This window comes from Orbus sasakiae, from assembly GCF_039542345.1.
Classification (GTDB): domain Bacteria; phylum Pseudomonadota; class Gammaproteobacteria; order Enterobacterales; family Orbaceae; genus Orbus; species Orbus sasakiae.
The window spans coordinates 95,046-114,223 of record NZ_BAABHY010000005.1; the positions used below are offsets into that span (position 1 = coordinate 95,046).

15 protein-coding genes and 2 tRNA genes are annotated in these 19,178 nt (G+C 39.0%); 8 read left to right on the forward strand and 9 right to left on the reverse strand.

Going from position 1 to position 19,178, the window contains the following annotated elements:
* Positions 1–54: 54 nt before the first annotated feature.
* Both ABEA36_RS09615 and ABEA36_RS09620 read left to right on the forward strand, forming a co-directional pair.
* The gene (locus tag ABEA36_RS09615) at positions 55–1,767 is read left to right on the forward strand and encodes a formate--tetrahydrofolate ligase (RefSeq protein WP_345491543.1); all 1,713 of its coding nucleotides are present in this window, start codon (positions 55–57) and stop codon (positions 1,765–1,767) included.
* The gene (locus ABEA36_RS09620) at positions 1,767–2,168 is read left to right on the forward strand and encodes an RnfABCDGE type electron transport complex subunit B (RefSeq protein WP_345491545.1); all 402 of its coding nucleotides are present in this window, start codon (positions 1,767–1,769) and stop codon (positions 2,166–2,168) included. Before ABEA36_RS09615 ends, ABEA36_RS09620 begins: the two co-directional genes overlap by 1 nt.
* 79 nt (positions 2,169–2,247) lie before the next feature.
* Here the strand turns inward: ABEA36_RS09620 and dmeF are convergent, their stop codons facing one another.
* Positions 2,248–3,189, reverse strand: coding sequence for a CDF family Co(II)/Ni(II) efflux transporter DmeF (gene dmeF, locus ABEA36_RS09625; RefSeq protein WP_345491547.1), 942 nt, complete (start codon positions 3,187–3,189; stop codon positions 2,248–2,250).
* A gap of 68 nt (positions 3,190–3,257) precedes the next feature.
* On the opposite strand from dmeF, the gene ABEA36_RS09630 reads away from it, so the two are divergent.
* Entirely contained in the window at positions 3,258–3,533 is a 276-nt protein-coding gene (locus ABEA36_RS09630; RefSeq protein ID WP_345491549.1) for a metal/formaldehyde-sensitive transcriptional repressor, read from the forward strand.
* Positions 3,534–3,681: 148 nt separating this feature from the next.
* Here ABEA36_RS09630 and ABEA36_RS09635 read toward each other — a convergent pair whose 3' ends face one another.
* Entirely contained in the window at positions 3,682–5,385 is a 1,704-nt protein-coding gene (locus ABEA36_RS09635) for a carbohydrate porin (RefSeq protein ID WP_345491551.1), read from the reverse strand.
* A 36-nt stretch (positions 5,386–5,421) separates the two neighbouring features.
* Positions 5,422–5,706 (reverse strand): hypothetical protein, encoded by a 285-nt coding sequence (locus ABEA36_RS09640; protein ID WP_345491553.1) that lies wholly within the window; start codon positions 5,704–5,706, stop codon positions 5,422–5,424.
* A 597-nt stretch (positions 5,707–6,303) separates the two neighbouring features.
* Between ABEA36_RS09640 and ABEA36_RS09645 the strand changes: the two genes are divergently transcribed.
* Positions 6,304–7,893 (forward strand): LA2681 family HEPN domain-containing protein, encoded by a 1,590-nt coding sequence (locus ABEA36_RS09645; protein ID WP_345491555.1) that lies wholly within the window; start codon positions 6,304–6,306, stop codon positions 7,891–7,893.
* A gap of 265 nt (positions 7,894–8,158) precedes the next feature.
* Here ABEA36_RS09645 and ABEA36_RS09650 read toward each other — a convergent pair.
* From ABEA36_RS09650 to ABEA36_RS09660, 3 genes are all read right to left on the reverse strand, one after another.
* Positions 8,159–8,235, reverse strand: a tRNA-Pro gene (locus ABEA36_RS09650).
* Positions 8,236–8,245: 10 nt separating this feature from the next.
* A tRNA-His gene (locus ABEA36_RS09655) sits at positions 8,246–8,321 on the reverse strand.
* A gap of 181 nt (positions 8,322–8,502) precedes the next feature.
* Entirely contained in the window at positions 8,503–9,816 is a 1,314-nt protein-coding gene (locus ABEA36_RS09660) for an L-cysteine desulfidase family protein (protein ID WP_345491557.1), read from the reverse strand.
* Positions 9,817–10,312: 496 nt separating this feature from the next.
* Between ABEA36_RS09660 and ptsH the strand changes: the two genes are divergently transcribed.
* Genes ptsH through crr form a run of 3 tightly spaced genes read left to right on the forward strand, consistent with a single transcriptional unit; the run spans position 10,313 to position 12,870 of the window.
* Positions 10,313–10,570, forward strand: coding sequence for a phosphocarrier protein Hpr (gene ptsH, locus ABEA36_RS09665; RefSeq protein ID WP_345491559.1), 258 nt, complete (start codon positions 10,313–10,315; stop codon positions 10,568–10,570).
* 59 nt (positions 10,571–10,629) lie between these two features.
* Positions 10,630–12,357 carry a phosphoenolpyruvate-protein phosphotransferase PtsI gene (gene ptsI / locus ABEA36_RS09670; RefSeq protein ID WP_345491561.1) on the forward strand — a complete coding sequence of 576 codons (1,728 nt, stop codon included), beginning with the start codon at positions 10,630–10,632 and terminating at the stop codon, positions 12,355–12,357.
* Between the two features lie 9 nt (positions 12,358–12,366).
* Positions 12,367–12,870: a PTS glucose transporter subunit IIA gene (gene crr / locus ABEA36_RS09675; protein ID WP_345491563.1), complete on the forward strand. Its 504-nt coding sequence runs from the start codon at positions 12,367–12,369 to the stop codon at positions 12,868–12,870.
* 60 nt (positions 12,871–12,930) lie between these two features.
* Here the strand turns inward: crr and pgi are convergent, their stop codons facing one another.
* The 3 genes from pgi to ABEA36_RS09690 form a co-directional block, all read right to left on the reverse strand.
* Positions 12,931–14,580, reverse strand: coding sequence for a glucose-6-phosphate isomerase (gene pgi, locus ABEA36_RS09680; protein WP_345491566.1), 1,650 nt, complete (start codon positions 14,578–14,580; stop codon positions 12,931–12,933).
* Positions 14,581–14,741: 161 nt separating this feature from the next.
* The gene (locus ABEA36_RS09685; RefSeq protein ID WP_345491568.1) at positions 14,742–15,551 is read right to left on the reverse strand and encodes a hypothetical protein; all 810 of its coding nucleotides are present in this window, start codon (positions 15,549–15,551) and stop codon (positions 14,742–14,744) included.
* Positions 15,538–16,377 carry a VanW family protein gene (locus ABEA36_RS09690; protein ID WP_345491570.1) on the reverse strand — a complete coding sequence of 280 codons (840 nt, stop codon included), beginning with the start codon at positions 16,375–16,377 and terminating at the stop codon, positions 15,538–15,540. The genes ABEA36_RS09685 and ABEA36_RS09690 overlap by 14 nt, the downstream gene beginning before the upstream one ends.
* A 283-nt stretch (positions 16,378–16,660) precedes the next feature.
* Here ABEA36_RS09690 and nirB point away from each other — a divergent pair, with 283 nt between their 5' ends.
* Positions 16,661–19,174 (forward strand): nitrite reductase large subunit NirB, encoded by a 2,514-nt coding sequence (gene nirB / locus ABEA36_RS09695; protein WP_345491573.1) that lies wholly within the window; start codon positions 16,661–16,663, stop codon positions 19,172–19,174.
* Positions 19,175–19,178 lie beyond the last annotated feature (4 nt).

Consider the following 19,178-nt stretch of genomic DNA (forward strand, 5'->3'; position numbering starts at 1 on the left):
TATACTATGCGACCTATGTGCTTTATTTTATTCCTTTAATATGAGAAAACCATTATGACAAAGTCTGATCAATTGCTGGCTATTGAACAAATAGCGCAAAAATGTGGTATCGATAATGAATATTTAATTCCTCATGGCAAATACGTTGCAAAAGTTGATTTATCGATTATTGAAGCGAATAAACATAAGCCAGCAGGTAAACTGGTCCTGGTGACTGCCATCACACCAACCCCCTTAGGTGAAGGTAAAACCGTCAATACAATTGGCCTTAGCGAAGGCTTAAACTATATTGGTAAAAAAGCCATTGCCTGCATTCGTCAACCAAGCCTAGGGCCCGTATTTGGCGTCAAAGGTGGTGCTGCGGGTGGTGGGCTAGCTGAAGTGTTACCCATGGAAACCCTAAATTTACATTTAACGGGTGATATCCATGCAATCACAGCGGCCCATGATTTAGCCTCGGCCGCGCTGGATTCAAGACTTTATCATGAAGAACGTCTTGGTGAAGACTTTACCGCGCAAACGGGTTTAAAACGCTTAAATATCGATAAAAATCGAATTATTTGGAAACGCGTAATGGACCACAACGACCGCGCTTTACGTCATATCACAGTAGGTGTCGGTGGTGGACTCAATGGCGTTGAACGTAGCGACGGCTTTGAAATCACAGCTGCCTCTGAATTAATGGCCATTTTGGCTTTAGCTAACGACTTACATGATATGCGTAAACGTATTGGTCGCGTTATTCTTGCGTATAATACTGACGGTAATATCATTACCGCAGAAGATCTTGAAGTCGCCGGAGCCATGACCGTTCTACTTAAAAATGCCATCAATCCAAACCTGATGCAAACGGTTGAAAACACGCCTGTATTAATCCATGCTGGGCCATTTGCTAATATTGCTCACGGCAATTCATCGGTCATTGCTGATCGTGTTGCACTCCCTTTAGCGGATTATGTTGTGACCGAAGCAGGCTTTGGATCTGATATGGGAATGGAAAAATTCTTTAATATCAAATATCGCCAATCAGGGATCACCCCATCATGTGTGGTGCTCGTGGCGACGGTACGTAGCTTGAAATCCAATAGTGGTAAATACAACATTAAACCGGGGCAACCGATTCCAAAAGAGATTTCTGAATCAAATGTTGAATTACTCAAAATCGGGGCGGCCAATTTAGGCTGGCACATTCAAAATGCAAAAAGCTATGGCATGCCAGTGATTGTTGCCATTAACCGTTTCCCTCATGATAGTGATGAAGAACTCGCCTTCTTACAGCAATATGCGTTACAACAAGGTGCATTTGCTTGTGAAGTCAGTGAAGTCTTTATGAAAGGGGGACTCGGTGCACAAGCATTATCACAACATGTCGTTAAAGCCTGTGAACAAGCAAGCCAAGTCAAATTACCGTATCAAGATCAGGATAAATTAGCCGATAAAATCCAGCTCATGGCAAAAAAATACGGTGCAAATAAAGCCAACTTATCTGCGCAAGCACAAAAAGATATTGCCGATATTGAGCAGTTAAAATTGGATCATTTACCGCTATGTATGGCGAAAACGCCGATGTCAATCAGTGCCGATCCTAACCTTAAAAATGTCCCAACCAATTTTGATATCGATATTAGCCACCTTGCTGTTTCTGCAGGCGCAGGATTTATTCGTGTCTATGCAGGTAATATCATGACCATGCCGGGACTGGGAACCAATCCCTCTTATCGTCATATTGATATTGATGATAATGGTAATATTGTTGGATTAAGTTAATGACTCAGATATTTACCGCGTTTGTTGATGAAAGTAACTGTATTGGCTGTGGCAAATGTATTCGCGTTTGCCCCACCGATGCTATCGTGGGTGCAAAGCATGTTTTACATACGATTATCCCACAACTGTGTACATCTTGCGAAGAGTGCGTTAATGCATGCCCGACAGATTGCATCAGTTTGAAAACCCCTCATCAACCGATGACGGCCGAGCGTGAGCAGCAGTTAAAAATGCAAAAACAGCATCGCTTATCAGCCACTAAACCCATCGCCATTAAAATCGAAAATCCGGTGATGGTCCATACGCCATCACCCAATACTCAAGATCTGCGTAAACAGCAGATTGCCGACGCGATAGCACGTGTACAAGCACGCAAAAACTTAGCCAATAAGCCGCGCTAGTTTTCGTTAAATAATTATCATAATAGGCAATTATAGTGTAAAAAATACGCGCATCATCAGTCAGATAATGCGCGGTAGGTTATCGATTAGGTATGGGCGACGTGCGATTAATTTCAACGGTAATATGCACTAACTCCTCATGAATAGCTAATAATTGCCTAACGTAATCCGCTGACACCTTGTCATCACTATCAAGCACAATAATACATGCATATTGACCCCGCCCCACTTGCCACACATGCAAATCCGATAATGTGGCCTGCACCGCACTGTGTTCGATCACATCTTTGATTTCTTGTACTACTGGGGCATCCATTTGAGCATCTAACAAAATTTTACCGGAATCGCGGATTAAACCATATGCCCACACCGAAACAAGCACGGCACCCGCAATCCCCATCACCGGGTCAAGCCATAATGCTCCCCATAGTTTGCCTGCAAATAACGCGATAATCGCCAAAATTGACGTTGCAGCATCAGCCAACACATGGACATAAGCCGCGCGCAGGTTAAGATCTTGGTGGTCGTGATGATGATGTTCATCATGGTGATGGTGGTGGTGATCATTGCCTTTTAATAACCAGGCACACATCAAGTTCACCCCCAAACCTAAAATCGCGATACTGATTGCTTGGTTATAATGGATGTCACTCGGATTAATTAATCGTTCAACCGATTGAAACAACATTAATACAGCAACGAGCACCAATAATACTGCGCTGGTATAGCCGCCTAAAATTTCAATTTTCCATGTGCCAAAGGTAAAACGAACATCACGCGAATAGCGCCTTGCAAACACATATGCTAATACTGACATACCTAATGCTAATGCATGTGAACTCATATGCCAGCCATCCGCTAATAATGCCATCGAATTAAAAAGATAACCGCCACTAATTTCGGCGATCATCATAATGACCGTTAATAATACGGCGAGTTTGGTTTTCTTCTCAGCAAGTGGATTACCTTCATTAAAGATATGCGAATGTTGATTTGGGCTGATATTGTGTTCCATTGACATTGACGGTGACTCCTGATATTTTTATATACTATACCCCAGTATATTATCGATGTAAATTGGAGCTCATGATGTCACACACGATTCGATACCAAAAAAAGCTATTAACTCGCGTTAGGCGCATCAAAGGCCAAACCGAAGCATTAGAAAAGGCATTAGAAAAAGGCAGCGAATGCGCGTCGATTTTGCAACAGATTGCCGCGATTCGCGGGGCAACAAACGGTTTAATGATGGAAGTGTTAGAGGGCCATATTCAAGAGCATCTTAATCTTGATGATATTTCTCGTGAACAGCGCCAATCTGAAACGGATCTGTTGATTGGTATTTTGCGCTCGTATTTAAAGTAATCGTGTCAAGGTGATTAACGTACATTTACCTTCTTTGAAAAGTGATGACTAAAATAAAAGGCGTGCATTTAAATCATTTAAATGCACGCCAAGCATTTTACAAATCACGTTTTAAACAATAAACGTCATTTACCCAACACAGTAAGCACTAAAACCATACTTCAGTTTGCACACCAACACTGATCTGATGATCTTTACCATTTAATTGTGAATGACTAATTTCATTATCCAAAATGCGTAAGTAAGTCGCATAGAAACGAATATCTGGACGTGAATTTAAGATACTTTCACCCACTTTAAATGAATGGAATAATGTTGTTTTATAACCTTGCTCTTTATATTTACGGCTATTGACTTCATTGCGTTGTTGGAAGTAACCTAACTCAATCCCTGTTTGATTATACTGATTCCAAATATAAGCGGGTCGAATCGCAGATTTAAAGCTATAAAAATCGGTGTGTGCCGTTTTCATATCATACGAATAAACATCATGACCGGTTGTTAACGCCATCGCATGTGCCATAATCACATTATCGGCAAGATACGCTTCACCTTGAGACACAATACGGTACGCGGTACCGCCAGTATGCTCACCAAAATAGTCATTACCATTCGACGAGAATGTCGGATTGTTGGTATTAATGTTGGCTAATTGGCTCGCTACCGAGTTATTTGCAACTTGTAATGTCAACTCTTCAAAGCCATTGAAGAAATTATTTTGACGGAAAATCAACCCCGCTAACCACGCATTTTTGACGATTAGGTTATCTTGGTTAGACGATTTATTTGCCATTGAATAACGCCCGGTAATGCCCAATGTGGCATCTTGCCATAGTGGAATATCACGGTAGCGCAATTCAAGTTCATTCACATTCACGTCATCGTTTTGAGTATCAACATCGGCTCTGGTCAGCGCCATATCCAACTCACCGATCCCAAGTTTCATTTTCTCGATACCAACACCACCGCCGACTGGGGTTTTTTGTGTTTTCCAATCCAGCATCTGGATTTCGTAATTAGGTAAATTATGCTTACCAACCCATAAGTTGGCTTCTGGGAAGTTCGGCACAAAACCTTGTGTGGATAAATACACATCAGAGAATTGCATATAGTTATCATCTTGGGTATTAAATAAACCCGATGATTTCGCTGTAGACACATTACCATCAATCATCACAATAGCATCAACACGTCGGCCATCTTGGTCGTAAACCTTTTGTGCAAAACGCAAATCATACCAACCACTGTATTCATTACCAAAACGCCCTAATGCACCTTCAGCGTAATTAACCGGTTTACCATTAGTTGAGGTTGCCCAGCCCGCGCGGAAATATCCTGTGTATGAAAAGCCCAGTTCTTCTTTTAAGTAGTTTTTAAAATCCGTTAACGTTATTGCTCTTGATGGTGTTGGTGAGTGGCCGCTATAGGTTGCACCATCATTAGCTTGTGTTGTTATCCCATTGGCTGAATCGTCAATTAACGTCACAACGTGTGACTGATCCACAGCATGATTGTTAACATCACGTGTTGATTGCAAAGAAGGGCTGATATTTTGCTGACTTTTTACCAGCGCTTTTGGTGCTGGTGTGACATTATCGTGTTTTTGTTGCTGACTAAGTAACGTGATCTGTTTGTTTGATTCAATCAGTTGTTTTTTTAACTCAACTGACTCGCTAGCTAAGCTTAATAATTTTTGTTCCAATAACGCAATGCGTTCTTCTAAATCCTGATTGGTTGCTGACCAAGCAAATGTTGGGTAAGCCAACCCCAATAGCATTAATACAATAATTCGTCTGGGCTTGCTCCGTTTAGTCATGATTGATGGGGTTGTTATGTTTTTTATATTATCCATATTTATTCCTTATTAATAATTAAAATGACTGAGATCTCAGGTTGTTATAATGATTGGGTGAATCGGGGAAAGTAACTGATCAACGCCAACAGGCGGCTGATTCATAGTCATGCGTTGCTCAACGGGATGAGACGTATTGCAATCCACATCAAACGGATGATTCAAACGCACCGCTTGCTGGGCTTTCATTGTCACGACCTGCCATGTTGTGCAAAATCGCGTTGCCAAACCGCTAGTGCTGACATCATATATAAAATGAAAAATCAGGCTTTTACTCGCCGTTAGCGTCATCTGTAATTTGGCAAATTGTCCTTTTTTCATTGCGCATCCTATTTTTAAGGCAAAAAAAAACCTAAATCCCTTACTACAGTGAGGAATTTAGGTTTTGCCTGTATATCCTTGATAAACAGTAACAATCCAATAATTGGTCATTACACTAACATTGTTATAAATAATTTAAAAAGTAAAATTTTAATAAAGATTTAATTTTGTGATCTTACTCACGAAACGTTTGATTCTAATTGTTTTTTATAATGAATTTGATATATGAACTGAAAATTAAATCACGGCTATTCGCTCTATTTTAAAATGGGTAACGGCCATGTAGGTGGACAGAATCAACGATTATCACTGATCAGCCATTAGGGGAGTGTTTGATTAAAAACGTAGACCAAGCAAACCACTCGTTCTCGATTAGATAACGCAAATAGATATTCAAAGAGCTTTAAGGCACTATGAAGAAAAAGGCTTTATTTTCCATAGATTTGGATCATGGTGATCGTCTTGAACGATATGTGGAAAACATTTATAAATTATGTTGATTCGTATATTATTCATATAATTATAGTCAGAATTGTATTCTTAACATTATATTAATGAACCAATTTAATAAGAATATGAACAAATGGAAATTTTAATATGAAAATAGACAAAAAATTTGTTGAAAAAATACAGTATTGTTCAGACCTTATCGATAGAGGGGAATTTAATAATGCTTTTAATTTATTAAAAGAGTCACTTAATACACTAAATAATATTGAAACTAAAGAATCTATTTACTATACATTATTATCAAATATAGCAGGTTTTTTCGTAGACCTTGGCTCGATGGGGAAAAATATAGAAGCCTCAAGAATAGGTTTCAATTTGATGAAAGATAATAAAGAGAATTTCATTGAAATTATTGGTGAAAGTGATTTTTATTACAATTTTGCAAATGCAAAAGCAAGCCTTATTAGCGTTAGCTTCCCTTTTGATAACGATTTCGCATCCATAGAAGAACTTGTTGAATTAAAAAATTACTATTGGAAGTCTGTTACTAGTTCTAATTCAGAAAAGGCAGAGCATCTCGTTAATTTAGCTAATGCATTAAAAAAACAATTTCGTCTTGTTGAATCTATAAAATATTATGATGAAGTTATCTCTTTAAATTTAGACATACCTCAAGCTTGGGTTAACCGCTCTGATGCTTTAATAATGTTGAATATGATATCAAATACCTACTCTATCAAAATGTTAAAAGAAATTAAAAAAGGATTTTCAAATGCTTTAAATTCAAATTCGGTTCCGCCTCAGTGGAAAATCTCATGGGCATCACAAGAAGAGCAATGGATAAAAAAAATAACTGAATCTCAACAATCACTTACAGAAGATGAAAGTGATTTATTAGATGATGAGATGACAACCAAAGAATATAATGAACTAAGTGAGTATAGAAAATTTTCTTTAATAAAAAAACTAACACTTTCTAAACATAGTTTATATTGTCCTTGTATTGGTAGTTCTAAAGATAACTTAACAATTCCAATGACAACAGAAGGCATTGTTGGGGACTTTGTTGCTCCAATGGAAACTGTTTTAAATCGTTTGAAATCAGAATTTATTTTTGCCCGACAACTGTATCGTGAGTATTATCATGATCATGAAGAAGATTATGTAATATCTAATGAATCTTACTTTGCTGAATTATACAACGATGAATTGCTTGGTATTAAAGTAGAGAAATTACGGTCTGCATTTCGTTTATGTTTTGGTATTTTGGATAAAATTGGTGTGGCTATTTGTGAATTATATGACCTATATCCATCCAAAGATAAAAAAATATATTTTCAAAATTTCTGGCAACTAGATAGAAACAATAGAAGAGCATTATTTGAGAAAATAAAATCTCCAGGTTTACTCGCTTTATACAGCATAGCTACTGACTTAAATGAAAAAAAAGAAGGAGAATTAAGCTTTTTCAAAAAATGGAGAAACAAATTAGAACATGAGTTTCTAGTAGTGTATAGAACAGAGAAACCAAATGATATTTATAAATCATATAATTACATGAAAGATATTATATTTATCAAAGAGAGTGAATTTATTAAGCACTTAGAGCAGTTATTACAAATTACCCGCTCTGCAATATTCTCTTTTGTTTATACTGTCAGACATCAAGGGATGATAAATAAAGATGATAATAGTATTTATCTAACAAATACTATCCATCCTAAACATTATGACTAGATTAATATTGAAAATCATAAGGCGCAACAAACCCCAATTTGTTTGCGTCTAAATAAAATGTGGACGTAAAAAAACCGACTTACGTCGGTTTCTTTTAAATTGGTCGGCGAGAGAGGATTCACTCGTATCATCCATGATACTCGCCCTATGAGCATCACTTCGTGTTGTGCAAATCGTTCCTACGATTTGTCAACCTCCTTCGGAGGTTCTCATCCTGATGAATTTTAGGTACAAAAAAACCGACTTACGTCGGTTTCTTCTAAATTGGTCGGCGAGAGAGGATTCGAACCTCCGACCCACTGGTCCCAAACCAGTTGCGCTACCAAGCTGCGCTACTCGCCGTTAGGCTTAATGGGGTGGCTAATGGGATTCGAACCCACGACAACTGGAATCACAATCCAGGGCTCTACCAACTGAGCTATAGCCACCATATAAGCAGGACGCAATATTACGCATTTCTCTATATTTTGTCCAGCATATTTTTTAAAAAATCGGTTCGATTGCTTATATATAAAACACTATTGGGCTATTTTGCGATAAATCAACCCGAATCACCGTTCAAATTAACCCCTGTATTTTGTGATAAAATACACCCTCATTCCCGATCAATTAAACCGGTTGTTGCTTTGATTTATGCTTTTCGTACATCGTTTGGATAATTAATTGATCAGTGTGTTGCATACCTTGACTTGCGATATAACATAAATTGTTAATGGTGCTTTCAATATCTTGTGACACAATCCCATCGCTTTCGGTAGCAACACTATTATTCATCGCAAGGAGTACCGCTTTATAAGCCGTTGCTGACGCAGTGGAAACTTTTAATGCACAGCTACTTGATGCGCCATCACAAAAAACCCCTGAAATATCACCTATCATATTGGTAATTGCTTTTTCTGCTACATCATATTTACCGGTAATGAGCCATGCAATCGCGGTAGCCGCACCCATTGATGCCGTACTCACTGCACAAAAAGCCGAAAGCGCAGGTAATTTTAAGTGAATATAAATAGCTGAAAGATGCGATAAGATTAAAGCACGAGCCAGTTTCTCATCGTCATTTGCCGCAAACTTTTCAGCAACGACCACAACAGGCATGGTCGCGGCAATACCTTGATTACCTGATCCAGAATTACTCATTGCAGGGAAAACGGCGCCGCCCATACGCGCATCAGAAGCTGCCGATGAGCGAATAATAATATTACTTAATAAACCTGAATCTAATAACCCTGTTTGCTGCTGGGCTTGTAAGTTTTTACCAATTTGCATGGCATACACGTTTTGCAAGCCTTCTTCTGATAAGCGATTATTGAGCGTTTTTGCTTGTAAAATAAAGGCAATATCGTCAAATGGCACATGAAGCGAGAACTCAAAAATATCTTTAAAGCTGATGCCCTGGCTTTTAATTAAATCACACGACTCAATGGCGGCTTTTTCAGCAAGTGCAAAAATCGTTTTATCATTGCGTTTAATGGTAGTGACATTAATGTGGCCATCTTCAATGATAACAAGCGCCGTTTGACCATTAGCGGTCAGGGTGACTTCAACATATAAAGCTTTATGGCAATCGTTGGCAATCGAAACACTCACTTTGTCGGCGGCAACTAGCGCCTTAGCGTGCTCAACCGTTTGCGGTAAAAGATCTTTTAATACTTCAAGCCCCCCCTCATGATTGCCGCCTAGCGCCCCCACAGCCGCCGCAATATTCGCGCCCGCAACGCCTGTACCTGGCACAATAACGCCCATACAGTTTTTGTAAAGATTGGGAGATAGTTTCACGTCAATATGATCGGGTGTCATTGATAAATGATGACGCGCAATCGCACTGGCTAACGCGACTGAAACAGGTTCAGTACAGCCTAAAGCAGGTTTTACGTGTTGTTTTACTAATTCAATTAATTGGGGCCATAGTGCTTGTTTCATATTGATTGCTCATCTAACTTTTAATCTATTCAACAGATCCATCTTTTACTATCTAAAATAACGTGATGACATGTTAATGGGTTCGAGACATCTTTAGTATCAGTTTATCACTAATTTTAGCGACTTTCATGACGGTTGTCGTTAACACATTTGTTTTATATTGATGCATGTAAAATGAAACGGTTTATTGACGTTAATCAACAACAATACGGCAAAGTTTGGTCATACCAAAGTAGATAAAATGATACATCAAAAAGTGAATTTAATCCCAATACCTTAACGCTAAAAAGTTAAAAATCGACGATATTAAATAGAATTAATTGATATAATACAATCAATTAATAATTATACTTGTCTCAATTTAAATTCCTCGCCATAATAGCGGACTAATTGAAAATAACCAATTACCAGATTAGAGCAAAAAACTAACTGGTTTTTTTGTCCAAATTTATTTATATTGGGCACAATTTATAATAATTTTTAGGGGTAAATTAATATGTATAAGCAAGATGTTACAATCACAGCGCCAAACGGTCTACATACTCGTCCTGCCGCTCAGTTTGTAAAAGAAGCAAAAGCATTTAATTCAGAAATCACTGTTACATCTAATGGCAAAAGTGCCAGTGCTAAAAGTTTATTTAAATTACAAACACTTGGTTTAACACAAGGCACCGTAATCACCATCATTGCAGATGGCGAAGATGAAAAAGAAGCCATAGACCATCTAGTGAAGCTCATTCCAGAGCTAGAATAACCCCCCACCGAATTAAAAATGTTAAATCTCTGTAATATCATCAGATAAGGATCAATATTATGGTTTCAGGTATACTCGTTTCCCCAGGTATTGCATTTGCAAAAGCCTTACTATTAAAAGAAGATGAAATTGTTCTTAATACTAGACCAATTCCAGATAATAAAATTGATGCAGAAATTGCTCGTTTTAAAGACGCTCGTGAAAAATCTAGCCAACAATTACACGCCATTATGGAACGTGCTAAAACAACGTTAGGTGAAGATAAAGCCGCAATCTTTGAAGGTCATATCATGCTACTTGAAGATGAAGATCTTGAGAGTGAAGTGATCACACGCATCAAAACCAAACATACTGCGGCGGATTCTGCGGTGCATTCAGTATTTGAAGCACAGGCAAAAGAGTTAGAAGGTCTTGATGATGAATACTTAAAAGAACGTGCCGCTGATATTCGTGATATCGGTAAGCGTTTACTTAAAAACGTGCTTGGCATGGAAATCGTTGATTTAAGTGCGATCAAAGAACCGTGTGTGTTAGTTGCTAAAGACTTAACGCCATCAGAAACCGCACAGTTAAATTTAGAAATGGTGTTAGGTTTCATCACTGATATCGGTGGTCGTACCTCACACACATCAATCATGGCTCGTTCACTTGAGATTCCAGCTATCGTTGGTACAACCAATGCAACGAAAGCGATCAAACAAGGTGATTTTATTGTTTTAGATGCGATTAATAACAAAATTTATATTAATCCAAACGACAAAACTGTCGAAAAATTAAAACAAGTTCAAAAACAATATCTTGAAGATAAAGAAGAGCTTGCTAAATTAAAAGACTTACCCGCTATTTCATTAGATGGCCACCAAGTTGAAGTGTGTGCAAACATCGGTACCGTGCGTGATATTGCTGGTGCTGAGCGTAATGGTTACGAAGGTGTTGGTCTTTACCGTACTGAGTTCTTATTCATGGATCGTGATGCGTATCCAAATGAAGATGAACAATTCAAAGCTTATAAAGAAGTGGCTGAAGCAACCAATGGTTTACCGGTTATTGTTCGTACTATGGACATCGGTGGCGATAAAGATGTGCCTTACATGCATTTACCAAAAGAAGAAAACCCTTTCTTAGGTTGGCGTGCAATCCGTATTGGTATGGATAAAAAAGACATTTTACATGCTCAATTACGTGCGATTTTACGTGCATCCGCGTTCGGTAAATTACGTATCATGTTCCCAATGATCATTTCGGTTGAAGAAGTCAGAATCTTAAAATCGGAATTAAATATTCTTAAAGAGCAACTAAAAACGGAAGGTAAAGCGTTTGACGAAAACATCGAGATTGGTGTTATGGTTGAAACACCATCAGCAGCAGTTATTGCGCGTCATTTAGCCAAAGAAGTTGACTTCTTAAGTATCGGTACTAATGACTTAACACAGTACACATTAGCGGTTGACCGTGGTAATGAATTGATTTCACATCTTTACAATCCAATGTCACCATCTGTGTTAAACTTAATCAAAAATGTGATTGATGCATCGCATCAAGAAGGTAAATGGACAGGTATGTGTGGTGAGCTTGGTGGTGATGAGCGCGCAACCGTATTGTTACTCGGTATGGGCTTAGATGAGTTTAGTATGGGCTCAATCTCAATTCCAAAAATTAAGAAAATCATTCGTAATACTAACTTTAGCGAAGCGAAAAAGCTGGCTGATGAAGCGCTGCAAAAAGCAACGGCTAAAGAAATTACTGATTTACTTGAAAAGTTTACGGCTGAAAAGCAAGTTTGCTAGGAGAAAACCATGGGTTTATTCGATAAATTAAAACAATTTGTTTCTGATGATGATCAAAATTACATTGAAGTTTTAGCCCCAATTACAGGTGAAATTGTTAAAATTGAAGATGTTCCAGATGTCGTATTTGCAGAAAAAATCGTTGGTGATGGCGTAGCAATTAAGCCAAAAGGAAGCAAAATTGTTGCTCCGTTATCCGGTAAGATTGGTAAAATTTTCGAAACAAACCATGCTTTTGCTATCGAATCCGATGAAGGTATTGAACTTTTTGTCCACTTCGGTATCGACACAGTAGAACTTAAAGGTGAAGGTTTTACGCGTGTTGCAGAAGAAGGTCAACAAGTCAAAGCTGGTGATACCATTATTGAATTTGATTTAGCCCTACTTGAAGGTAAAGCCAAATCAGTATTAACGCCGGTTGTCATATCGAATATGGATAGCATTCACGAACTGATTAAACTATCCGGTTCTGTTGAAGAAGGCAAAACACCGATTATGAAGGTCAAAAAATAAAACCGATTAATCCCATAAAAAAACCGCCTGTTGGCGGTTTTTTTTATCTCTCGACGACAATTAACGCCAAGTTTTATACTGATTGATTAAACGGTTGGTTGAAACATCATGAGAATGAATTGATTCGTCATTTTCAAGCTCAGGTAGAATACGACCTGCAAGCTGTTTACCTAACTCAACACCCCATTGGTCAAAGCTAAAGATATTCCAAATCACACCTTGGGTGAAAATTTTATGCTCATAAATCGCAATCAATGCCCCTAAGGTATAAGGCGTCATCTCTTTCACTAAAAATGAGTTCGTTGGTCGATTGCCTTCAAACACTTTAAATGGCACCACATCTTTAACGTCTTCCCATTTTTTGCCAGCGGCTAAAAACTCTTGTTCGACGTCTTGTTTGGTTTTACCAAACGCTAACGCTTCAGTTTGAGCAAAGAAGTTAGATAATAGTTTTTCGTGATGATCACCGAGTGGATTATGGCTAATCGCTGGTGCAATAAAGTCACACGGAATTAATTTTGTCCCTTGGTGAATCAACTGATAAAACGCATGTTGACCATTGGTCCCCGGCTCACCCCAAATCACAGGACCCGTTGAATAATCAACTTTATGGCCATTGCGATCCACATATTTACCATTTGACTCCATATTTCCTTGTTGGAAGTAAGCCGCAAAACGGTGTAAATATTGGTCATACGGCAAAATTGCTTCGGTTTGCGCATCAAAAAAGTTGTTATACCATAAGTTAATTAATGCCAAAATTACGGGAATATTTTTTTCAGGTGCAGTATGAGCAAAATGCTGATCCACCGAATGAGCTCCAGCGAGTAACTGTTTAAAATTATCAAAACCGATGGATAGAACAATCGATAGGCCAATCGCTGACCATAATGAATAACGACCCCCAACCCAATCCCAGAACTCAAACATGTTAGCCGTATCAATACCAAATTTTTCGACTTCTTTGGTATTGGTCGATAACGCCACGAAATGTTTAGCAACGGCTTTGTCATCTTTAGCAGATTTGAGTAACCAATCCCGAGCACTTTGTGCATTCGTCATTGTTTCTTGAGTGGTAAAGGTTTTCGATGCGACTAAAAACAGCGTCGTTTCTGGATTCACTTTTTTCAAAGTTTCAACCATTTGTGTACCATCAATGTTCGATACAAAATGCATGGTTAAATGATTTTTATAAGGGCGTAGCGCCTCTGTCACCATAAATGGCCCAAGATCTGAACCACCGATACCGATATTGACTACGTCAGTAATTGCTTTTCCGCTATAGCCTTTCCACTCACCGCTGATGATTCGCTGGCTAAATGACTCCATTTTAGCCAAAACGGCATTGACATCATCCATCACGTTTTTACCATCAACGTAAATCGGGGTATTCGATAGGTTACGTAATGCAATATGTAAAACAGCGCGATCTTCCGTACGGTTAATTTTTTCACCATGGAACATTGATTTAATCGCATCGGCTAAACCACACTCTTTAGCAAGGGCTTGAAGTGTATCTAATGTCTGCTGAGTAAGACGGTTTTTTGAATAATCAAGTAAGATTTGATCTTCAAAAGTCAGTGAGAATTTTTCAGCACGTTTGGGGTCATCAGCAAACAGCGATTTGATCGTGGTGTCTTTGACTTGTTCAAAATGTGATTGTAATGACTTCCATGCAGCTGTCTGAGTAGGATTGATCGTTTTTAACATATTATGAAACTCCGTTATTGTGATATGAATAATAATATAACGATCATTCAAAGAATCAACAAAAGGTTGATAATTTATTATTGAGATTGATTAAACCAATTTTTAAACTTGATTTTTACACTAGAATTATACCTTATGATAATTTTTTAACGAAACTTCACCTAATATTCGGTAGCAAACAAACTTAATGCCGGCTTCGCTAATTTTTGATATTGGCTATAACTGGCCGCAACATTGTAGCGAATTTGTGATTTAGATAATCCATTTACCCAACCATCGATCATCGCATGTACACTGTATGCTTCAGGCGCCATATTTTGTGTGGTCAAAATCAATGGACTGATTCCGGTGCCTGATAGCGCTGGGGAAAAGTATTGACGACTTTGACAGGCAAACACTGCCGCATAACGGGATTGTTGTTGCTGTTGTTGCACTTTTGCGAGGGTTTGAAAACGCCAATCATCCGGCAAATCGTTTTGCCAAGCCCATTCCATTAACGCATCATGACCAATATAAACGACTAAATCGGCGCGTCCACCAGCATTAATCGTCGTATGATTAACCTCAAAAGTGAGTGGCTGCTGACATGCAGAGTACGCCATAAAGTCGCGGATCGTATCATCGATATATTTGCCGTTATAAGCTTGAGCAATGATATAAACATCTTGCGTACGATGCTTGTAGATAATCTCATCTAAAATGTATGGATTAGGTGATGAATGAGTCTGTACAACCTGCCACTCTTTTTGCTTGGCAAAAAATGTTTTAAAACCATACGCCGCCCCCCAATACAAGTTATGCTTAGGATCTTGACCATTCCCCAATGCTGTAGGTACAGGGGCAATGTTTTGGTATTGATTATCGCACAGTGCAACCACCACACGGATAACTTTAGGCTTTGCATAACTCATAAACGCCGTGCAAAACAGCGCCAAAATAAGACAAAATAAGTGAATACTAACTTTTTTCATGGGTTTGAATCACGCCTTCTGCAACGGGATATTTTACCACAACATGATTTTGATACAGCTTGGTTGAACTTAAACATTTAGGTCTATCACCAACATTGTATTTGGTTAATACATCACGCCATATTTCATTATGACGGTAGGTGTTACCATTTTCACGGGTAAAGGCATGAGCCTGCTCATACACATGGTAACTGTATTGCCTTGGTTCACTGCATAATAGCTCCCCCTCCAGTTGGTGCTCACTCACATTTAACGTGATTTGGAAGGTTTTTGGGGTTGGATTATACAACACTAAATCAATATAATTATAGAAAATCGCCGCGCCAGAACCAAACGGCAAAATACGCCCTTCATCAGGAAAGGGATCAAAACTGTGATTTGCCCGCTCAACCACTTGCAGTTCAGAATGCAGAGCCAGCCAGTGAATTAAATTACTGATTTGGCAAATGCCCCCGCCGATTCCACTGCGTGCTTCACCAAACGAGAGCTGCATCCCAGCGACATAACCTTTACGTGTTGTGGGTCGGCCAACGAGTCGGCAAAATGAAAAATAGTGTCCAGGTTCAATCATGATGCCAGTGAGCTGTTTAACCGCTAATTTTAGATTAATCACCTTATTGTACTGCAACTGGATATCACTCTCACCCAATCGGCGAATCAGCTTTGAGGTGTGCTTTTTATAGCGATAAGCAAGTGGCTGTGTAATTTGACGCTGTGTGGCAAATTTACGGGAGCCAAAGTACCAGACCATGTAACGACCAATACGTCGTTGCCAAACGCGTAGCCAGTAAAGAATAGGATGATATTGGGATAAAGGTTTTCGCATCGTGATGTTTATTTTTCAGTACAAAAAATCATGAGAAACAGCCTAACACCGCTTTGTGAAATATCGATGAAGTGATCTTGTTAACAAAAATATGTAAAAAAAATACATGAATAAATTTCTTAAAAACATAACCTATTGTTTTGGTATAAATTTATAGGAAATACCTCCAAAGTAGTAACCCCTAAGAGTAATTATATTCTATGCAGGGTTTCATACAATGTCGGTAATTAAAATTAGAATTAAAAAATAGATATAAATTTAAAATTACAATTGGAGTATTCCTATGAGCAAAACGAATCTCGTTATCATTGGTAATGGGATGGTTGGGCACCGTTTTGTCGAAGAGTTAATCGACAAAATGCAGTCTGATCGATTCAATATTACTATTTTCTGTGAGGAACCACGTGTTGCTTACGACCGCGTACATCTTTCGTCCTATTTTTCAGGGCATACCGCAGAAGCATTATCATTAGTTCGTGAAGGATTATATCAAGAAAATCACGTTAATATTCTCATGGGCGAACGTGCTATTTTAATCAATCGCCAACGTAAAGAAGTTCATTCTCAAACGGGTCGCATTGTCAGTTATGATAAGTTAGTGATTGCAACAGGATCTTACCCTTGGGTGCCGCCTATTAAAGGTTCGGATGGCCCAGAATGTTTTGTTTATCGAACGATTGAAGATCTTGATGCCATCAAAGAGTGTGCAAGCCGAAGTAAAAGTGGTGCCGTTGTCGGTGGCGGTCTGCTTGGGCTTGAAGCTGCTGGAGCAGTTAAAAATCTGGGTATGGAAACCCACGTTGTTGAATTCGCCCCAGTGCTAATGGCTGAACAGCTTGATGTTATGGGTGGCGAACAATTACGCCGTAAAATCGAAGAGATGGGTGTGGGTGTTCATACCAGTAAAAACACCCAAGAAATTATCCATACACCGCATGGTAAAGTGATGCAGTTTGCGGATGGTAGCGCACTTGAAGTTGACTTTATTGTGTTCTCAACCGGGATCCGTCCACATGATGAACTGGCAAAAGCCTGTGAGTTAGACATTGGACCACGCGGTGGTATTGTGGTTAACGATTACTGCCAAACGTCAGATCCGGATGTTTATGCGATCGGTGAGTGTGCTGCATGGCAAGGTCGTGTATTTGGTTTAGTTGCGCCAGGTTATAAAATGGCACAGGTTGCTTTAGCGCACTTAAACGGCGAAGACGCGAAATTTGAAGGCGCAGACATGAGCGCTAAACTCAAACTAATGGGCGTTGATGTAGGAAGTATTGGTGATGCAAAAGGTCGTGCATCAGGTTGCCGCAGTTACGTCTATTTAGATGAAAGTGTTCCGGTTTATAAACGATTAGTCGTTTCATGTGATAACAAAAAATTATTAGGTGCCGTGCTAGTTGGAGATACCTCTGATTACAGCAATTTATTGCAACTTATGCTTAATAATATGGATCTGCCTGATCATCCAGATACCTTAATTTTACCTGCTCATGCTGGTGCTAAACCAACCATGGGAGTTGATGCACTGCCTGATTCCGCACAAATTTGCTCATGCTTTGACGTCACAAAAGAAAAAATTGTTAATGCCATTAGTGCCGGTTGCCACACTGTTGCTGCAATCAAAGCAGAAACAAAAGCGGGGACAGGCTGTGGTGGTTGTATTCCACTAGTCACACAAATTCTGAATTTAGAATTAGCGAAACAAGGGATTGAAGTCAGTCACGCGTTATGTGAACACTTTCAATATTCTCGCCAAGAGCTTTATCATTTAATTCGTGTCGAAGGGCTTAAATCTTTTGATGAAGTCATTAAAAAACATGGTCAAGGTTATGGTTGTGAAGTCTGTAAACCAACCGTTGGTTCCTTACTTGCATCATGTTGGAATGACTACATCCTTAAACCAGATTTAGTACCACTACAAGACAGTAATGATATTTTCTTAGGCAATATTCAAAAAAATGGGACTTACTCAATTATTCCGCGTAGTGCTGGCGGGGAAATTACCCCTGAAGGCTTAATTGCAGTGGGTAAAGTCGCGCAAAAATATAATCTTTATTCAAAAATTACCGGTTCACAACGTATTGGTCTATTTGGTGCACAAAAAGATGACTTACCCGCCATTTGGAAAGCGCTTATCGAAGCCGGTTTTGAAACGGGTCATGCTTATGCTAAAGCATTACGTATGGCAAAAACCTGTGTAGGTAGCACATGGTGCCGTTATGGTGTGGGTGACAGTGTTGGCTTTGGGGTTGAATTAGAAAACCGTTACAAAGGTATTCGTACTCCACATAAAATGAAATTTGGGGTGTCAGGCTGTACTCGTGAGTGTGCGGAAGCACAAGGTAAAGATGTGGGTATCATTGCTACCGAGAAAGGCTGGAACTTATATGTGTGTGGTAATGGTGGGATGAAACCGCGTCATGCTGATTTATTAGCCGCTGACTTGGATAAAGAGACGCTGATTCAATATCTCGATCGCTTTATGATGTTCTATATTCGTACCGCAGACAAATTACAACGTACGTCAGTATGGCTCGAAAACTTAGAAGGTGGTGTTGATTATTTACGTAGTGTGATTATCGATAACAAATTAGGCATTAATGCTGAACTTGAAAGCGAAGTTGCTCGTATTCGTAAATTAGTGGTGTGTGAATGGAAAGAAACCGTCGATCACCCAGAAAATCAACGCCGATTTGCACATTTTATCAACAGTCCACAACGTGATGAAAATGTCCAAATCGTTCCTGAACGCGATCAGCATCGCCCTGCGACTGCTGCAGAACGTAAAGTCATGTAAGGAG

Coding starts and splice junctions, on each gene's coding strand:
- ABEA36_RS09690 (WP_345491570.1), bottom strand. CDS start 16,377: ATGCGAAAACCTTTATCCCAATATCATCCTATTCTTTACTGGCTACGC.
- pgi (WP_345491566.1), bottom strand. CDS start 14,580: ATGTTAAAAACGATCAATCCTACTCAGACAGCTGCATGGAAGTCATTA.
- ABEA36_RS09620 (WP_345491545.1), top strand. CDS start 1,767: ATGACTCAGATATTTACCGCGTTTGTTGATGAAAGTAACTGTATTGGC.
- ABEA36_RS09645 (WP_345491555.1), top strand. CDS start 6,304: ATGAAAATAGACAAAAAATTTGTTGAAAAAATACAGTATTGTTCAGAC.
- ABEA36_RS09635 (WP_345491551.1), bottom strand. CDS start 5,385: ATGGATAATATAAAAAACATAACAACCCCATCAATCATGACTAAACGG.
- ABEA36_RS09685 (WP_345491568.1), bottom strand. CDS start 15,551: ATGAAAAAAGTTAGTATTCACTTATTTTGTCTTATTTTGGCGCTGTTT.
- ABEA36_RS09660 (WP_345491557.1), bottom strand. CDS start 9,816: ATGAAACAAGCACTATGGCCCCAATTAATTGAATTAGTAAAACAACAC.
- nirB (WP_345491573.1), top strand. CDS start 16,661: ATGAGCAAAACGAATCTCGTTATCATTGGTAATGGGATGGTTGGGCAC.
- ptsH (WP_345491559.1), top strand. CDS start 10,313: ATGTATAAGCAAGATGTTACAATCACAGCGCCAAACGGTCTACATACT.
- ABEA36_RS09630 (WP_345491549.1), top strand. CDS start 3,258: ATGTCACACACGATTCGATACCAAAAAAAGCTATTAACTCGCGTTAGG.
- crr (WP_345491563.1), top strand. CDS start 12,367: ATGGGTTTATTCGATAAATTAAAACAATTTGTTTCTGATGATGATCAA.
- ABEA36_RS09640 (WP_345491553.1), bottom strand. CDS start 5,706: ATGAAAAAAGGACAATTTGCCAAATTACAGATGACGCTAACGGCGAGT.
- dmeF (WP_345491547.1), bottom strand. CDS start 3,189: ATGTCAATGGAACACAATATCAGCCCAAATCAACATTCGCATATCTTT.
- ABEA36_RS09615 (WP_345491543.1), top strand. CDS start 55: ATGACAAAGTCTGATCAATTGCTGGCTATTGAACAAATAGCGCAAAAA.
- ptsI (WP_345491561.1), top strand. CDS start 10,630: ATGGTTTCAGGTATACTCGTTTCCCCAGGTATTGCATTTGCAAAAGCC.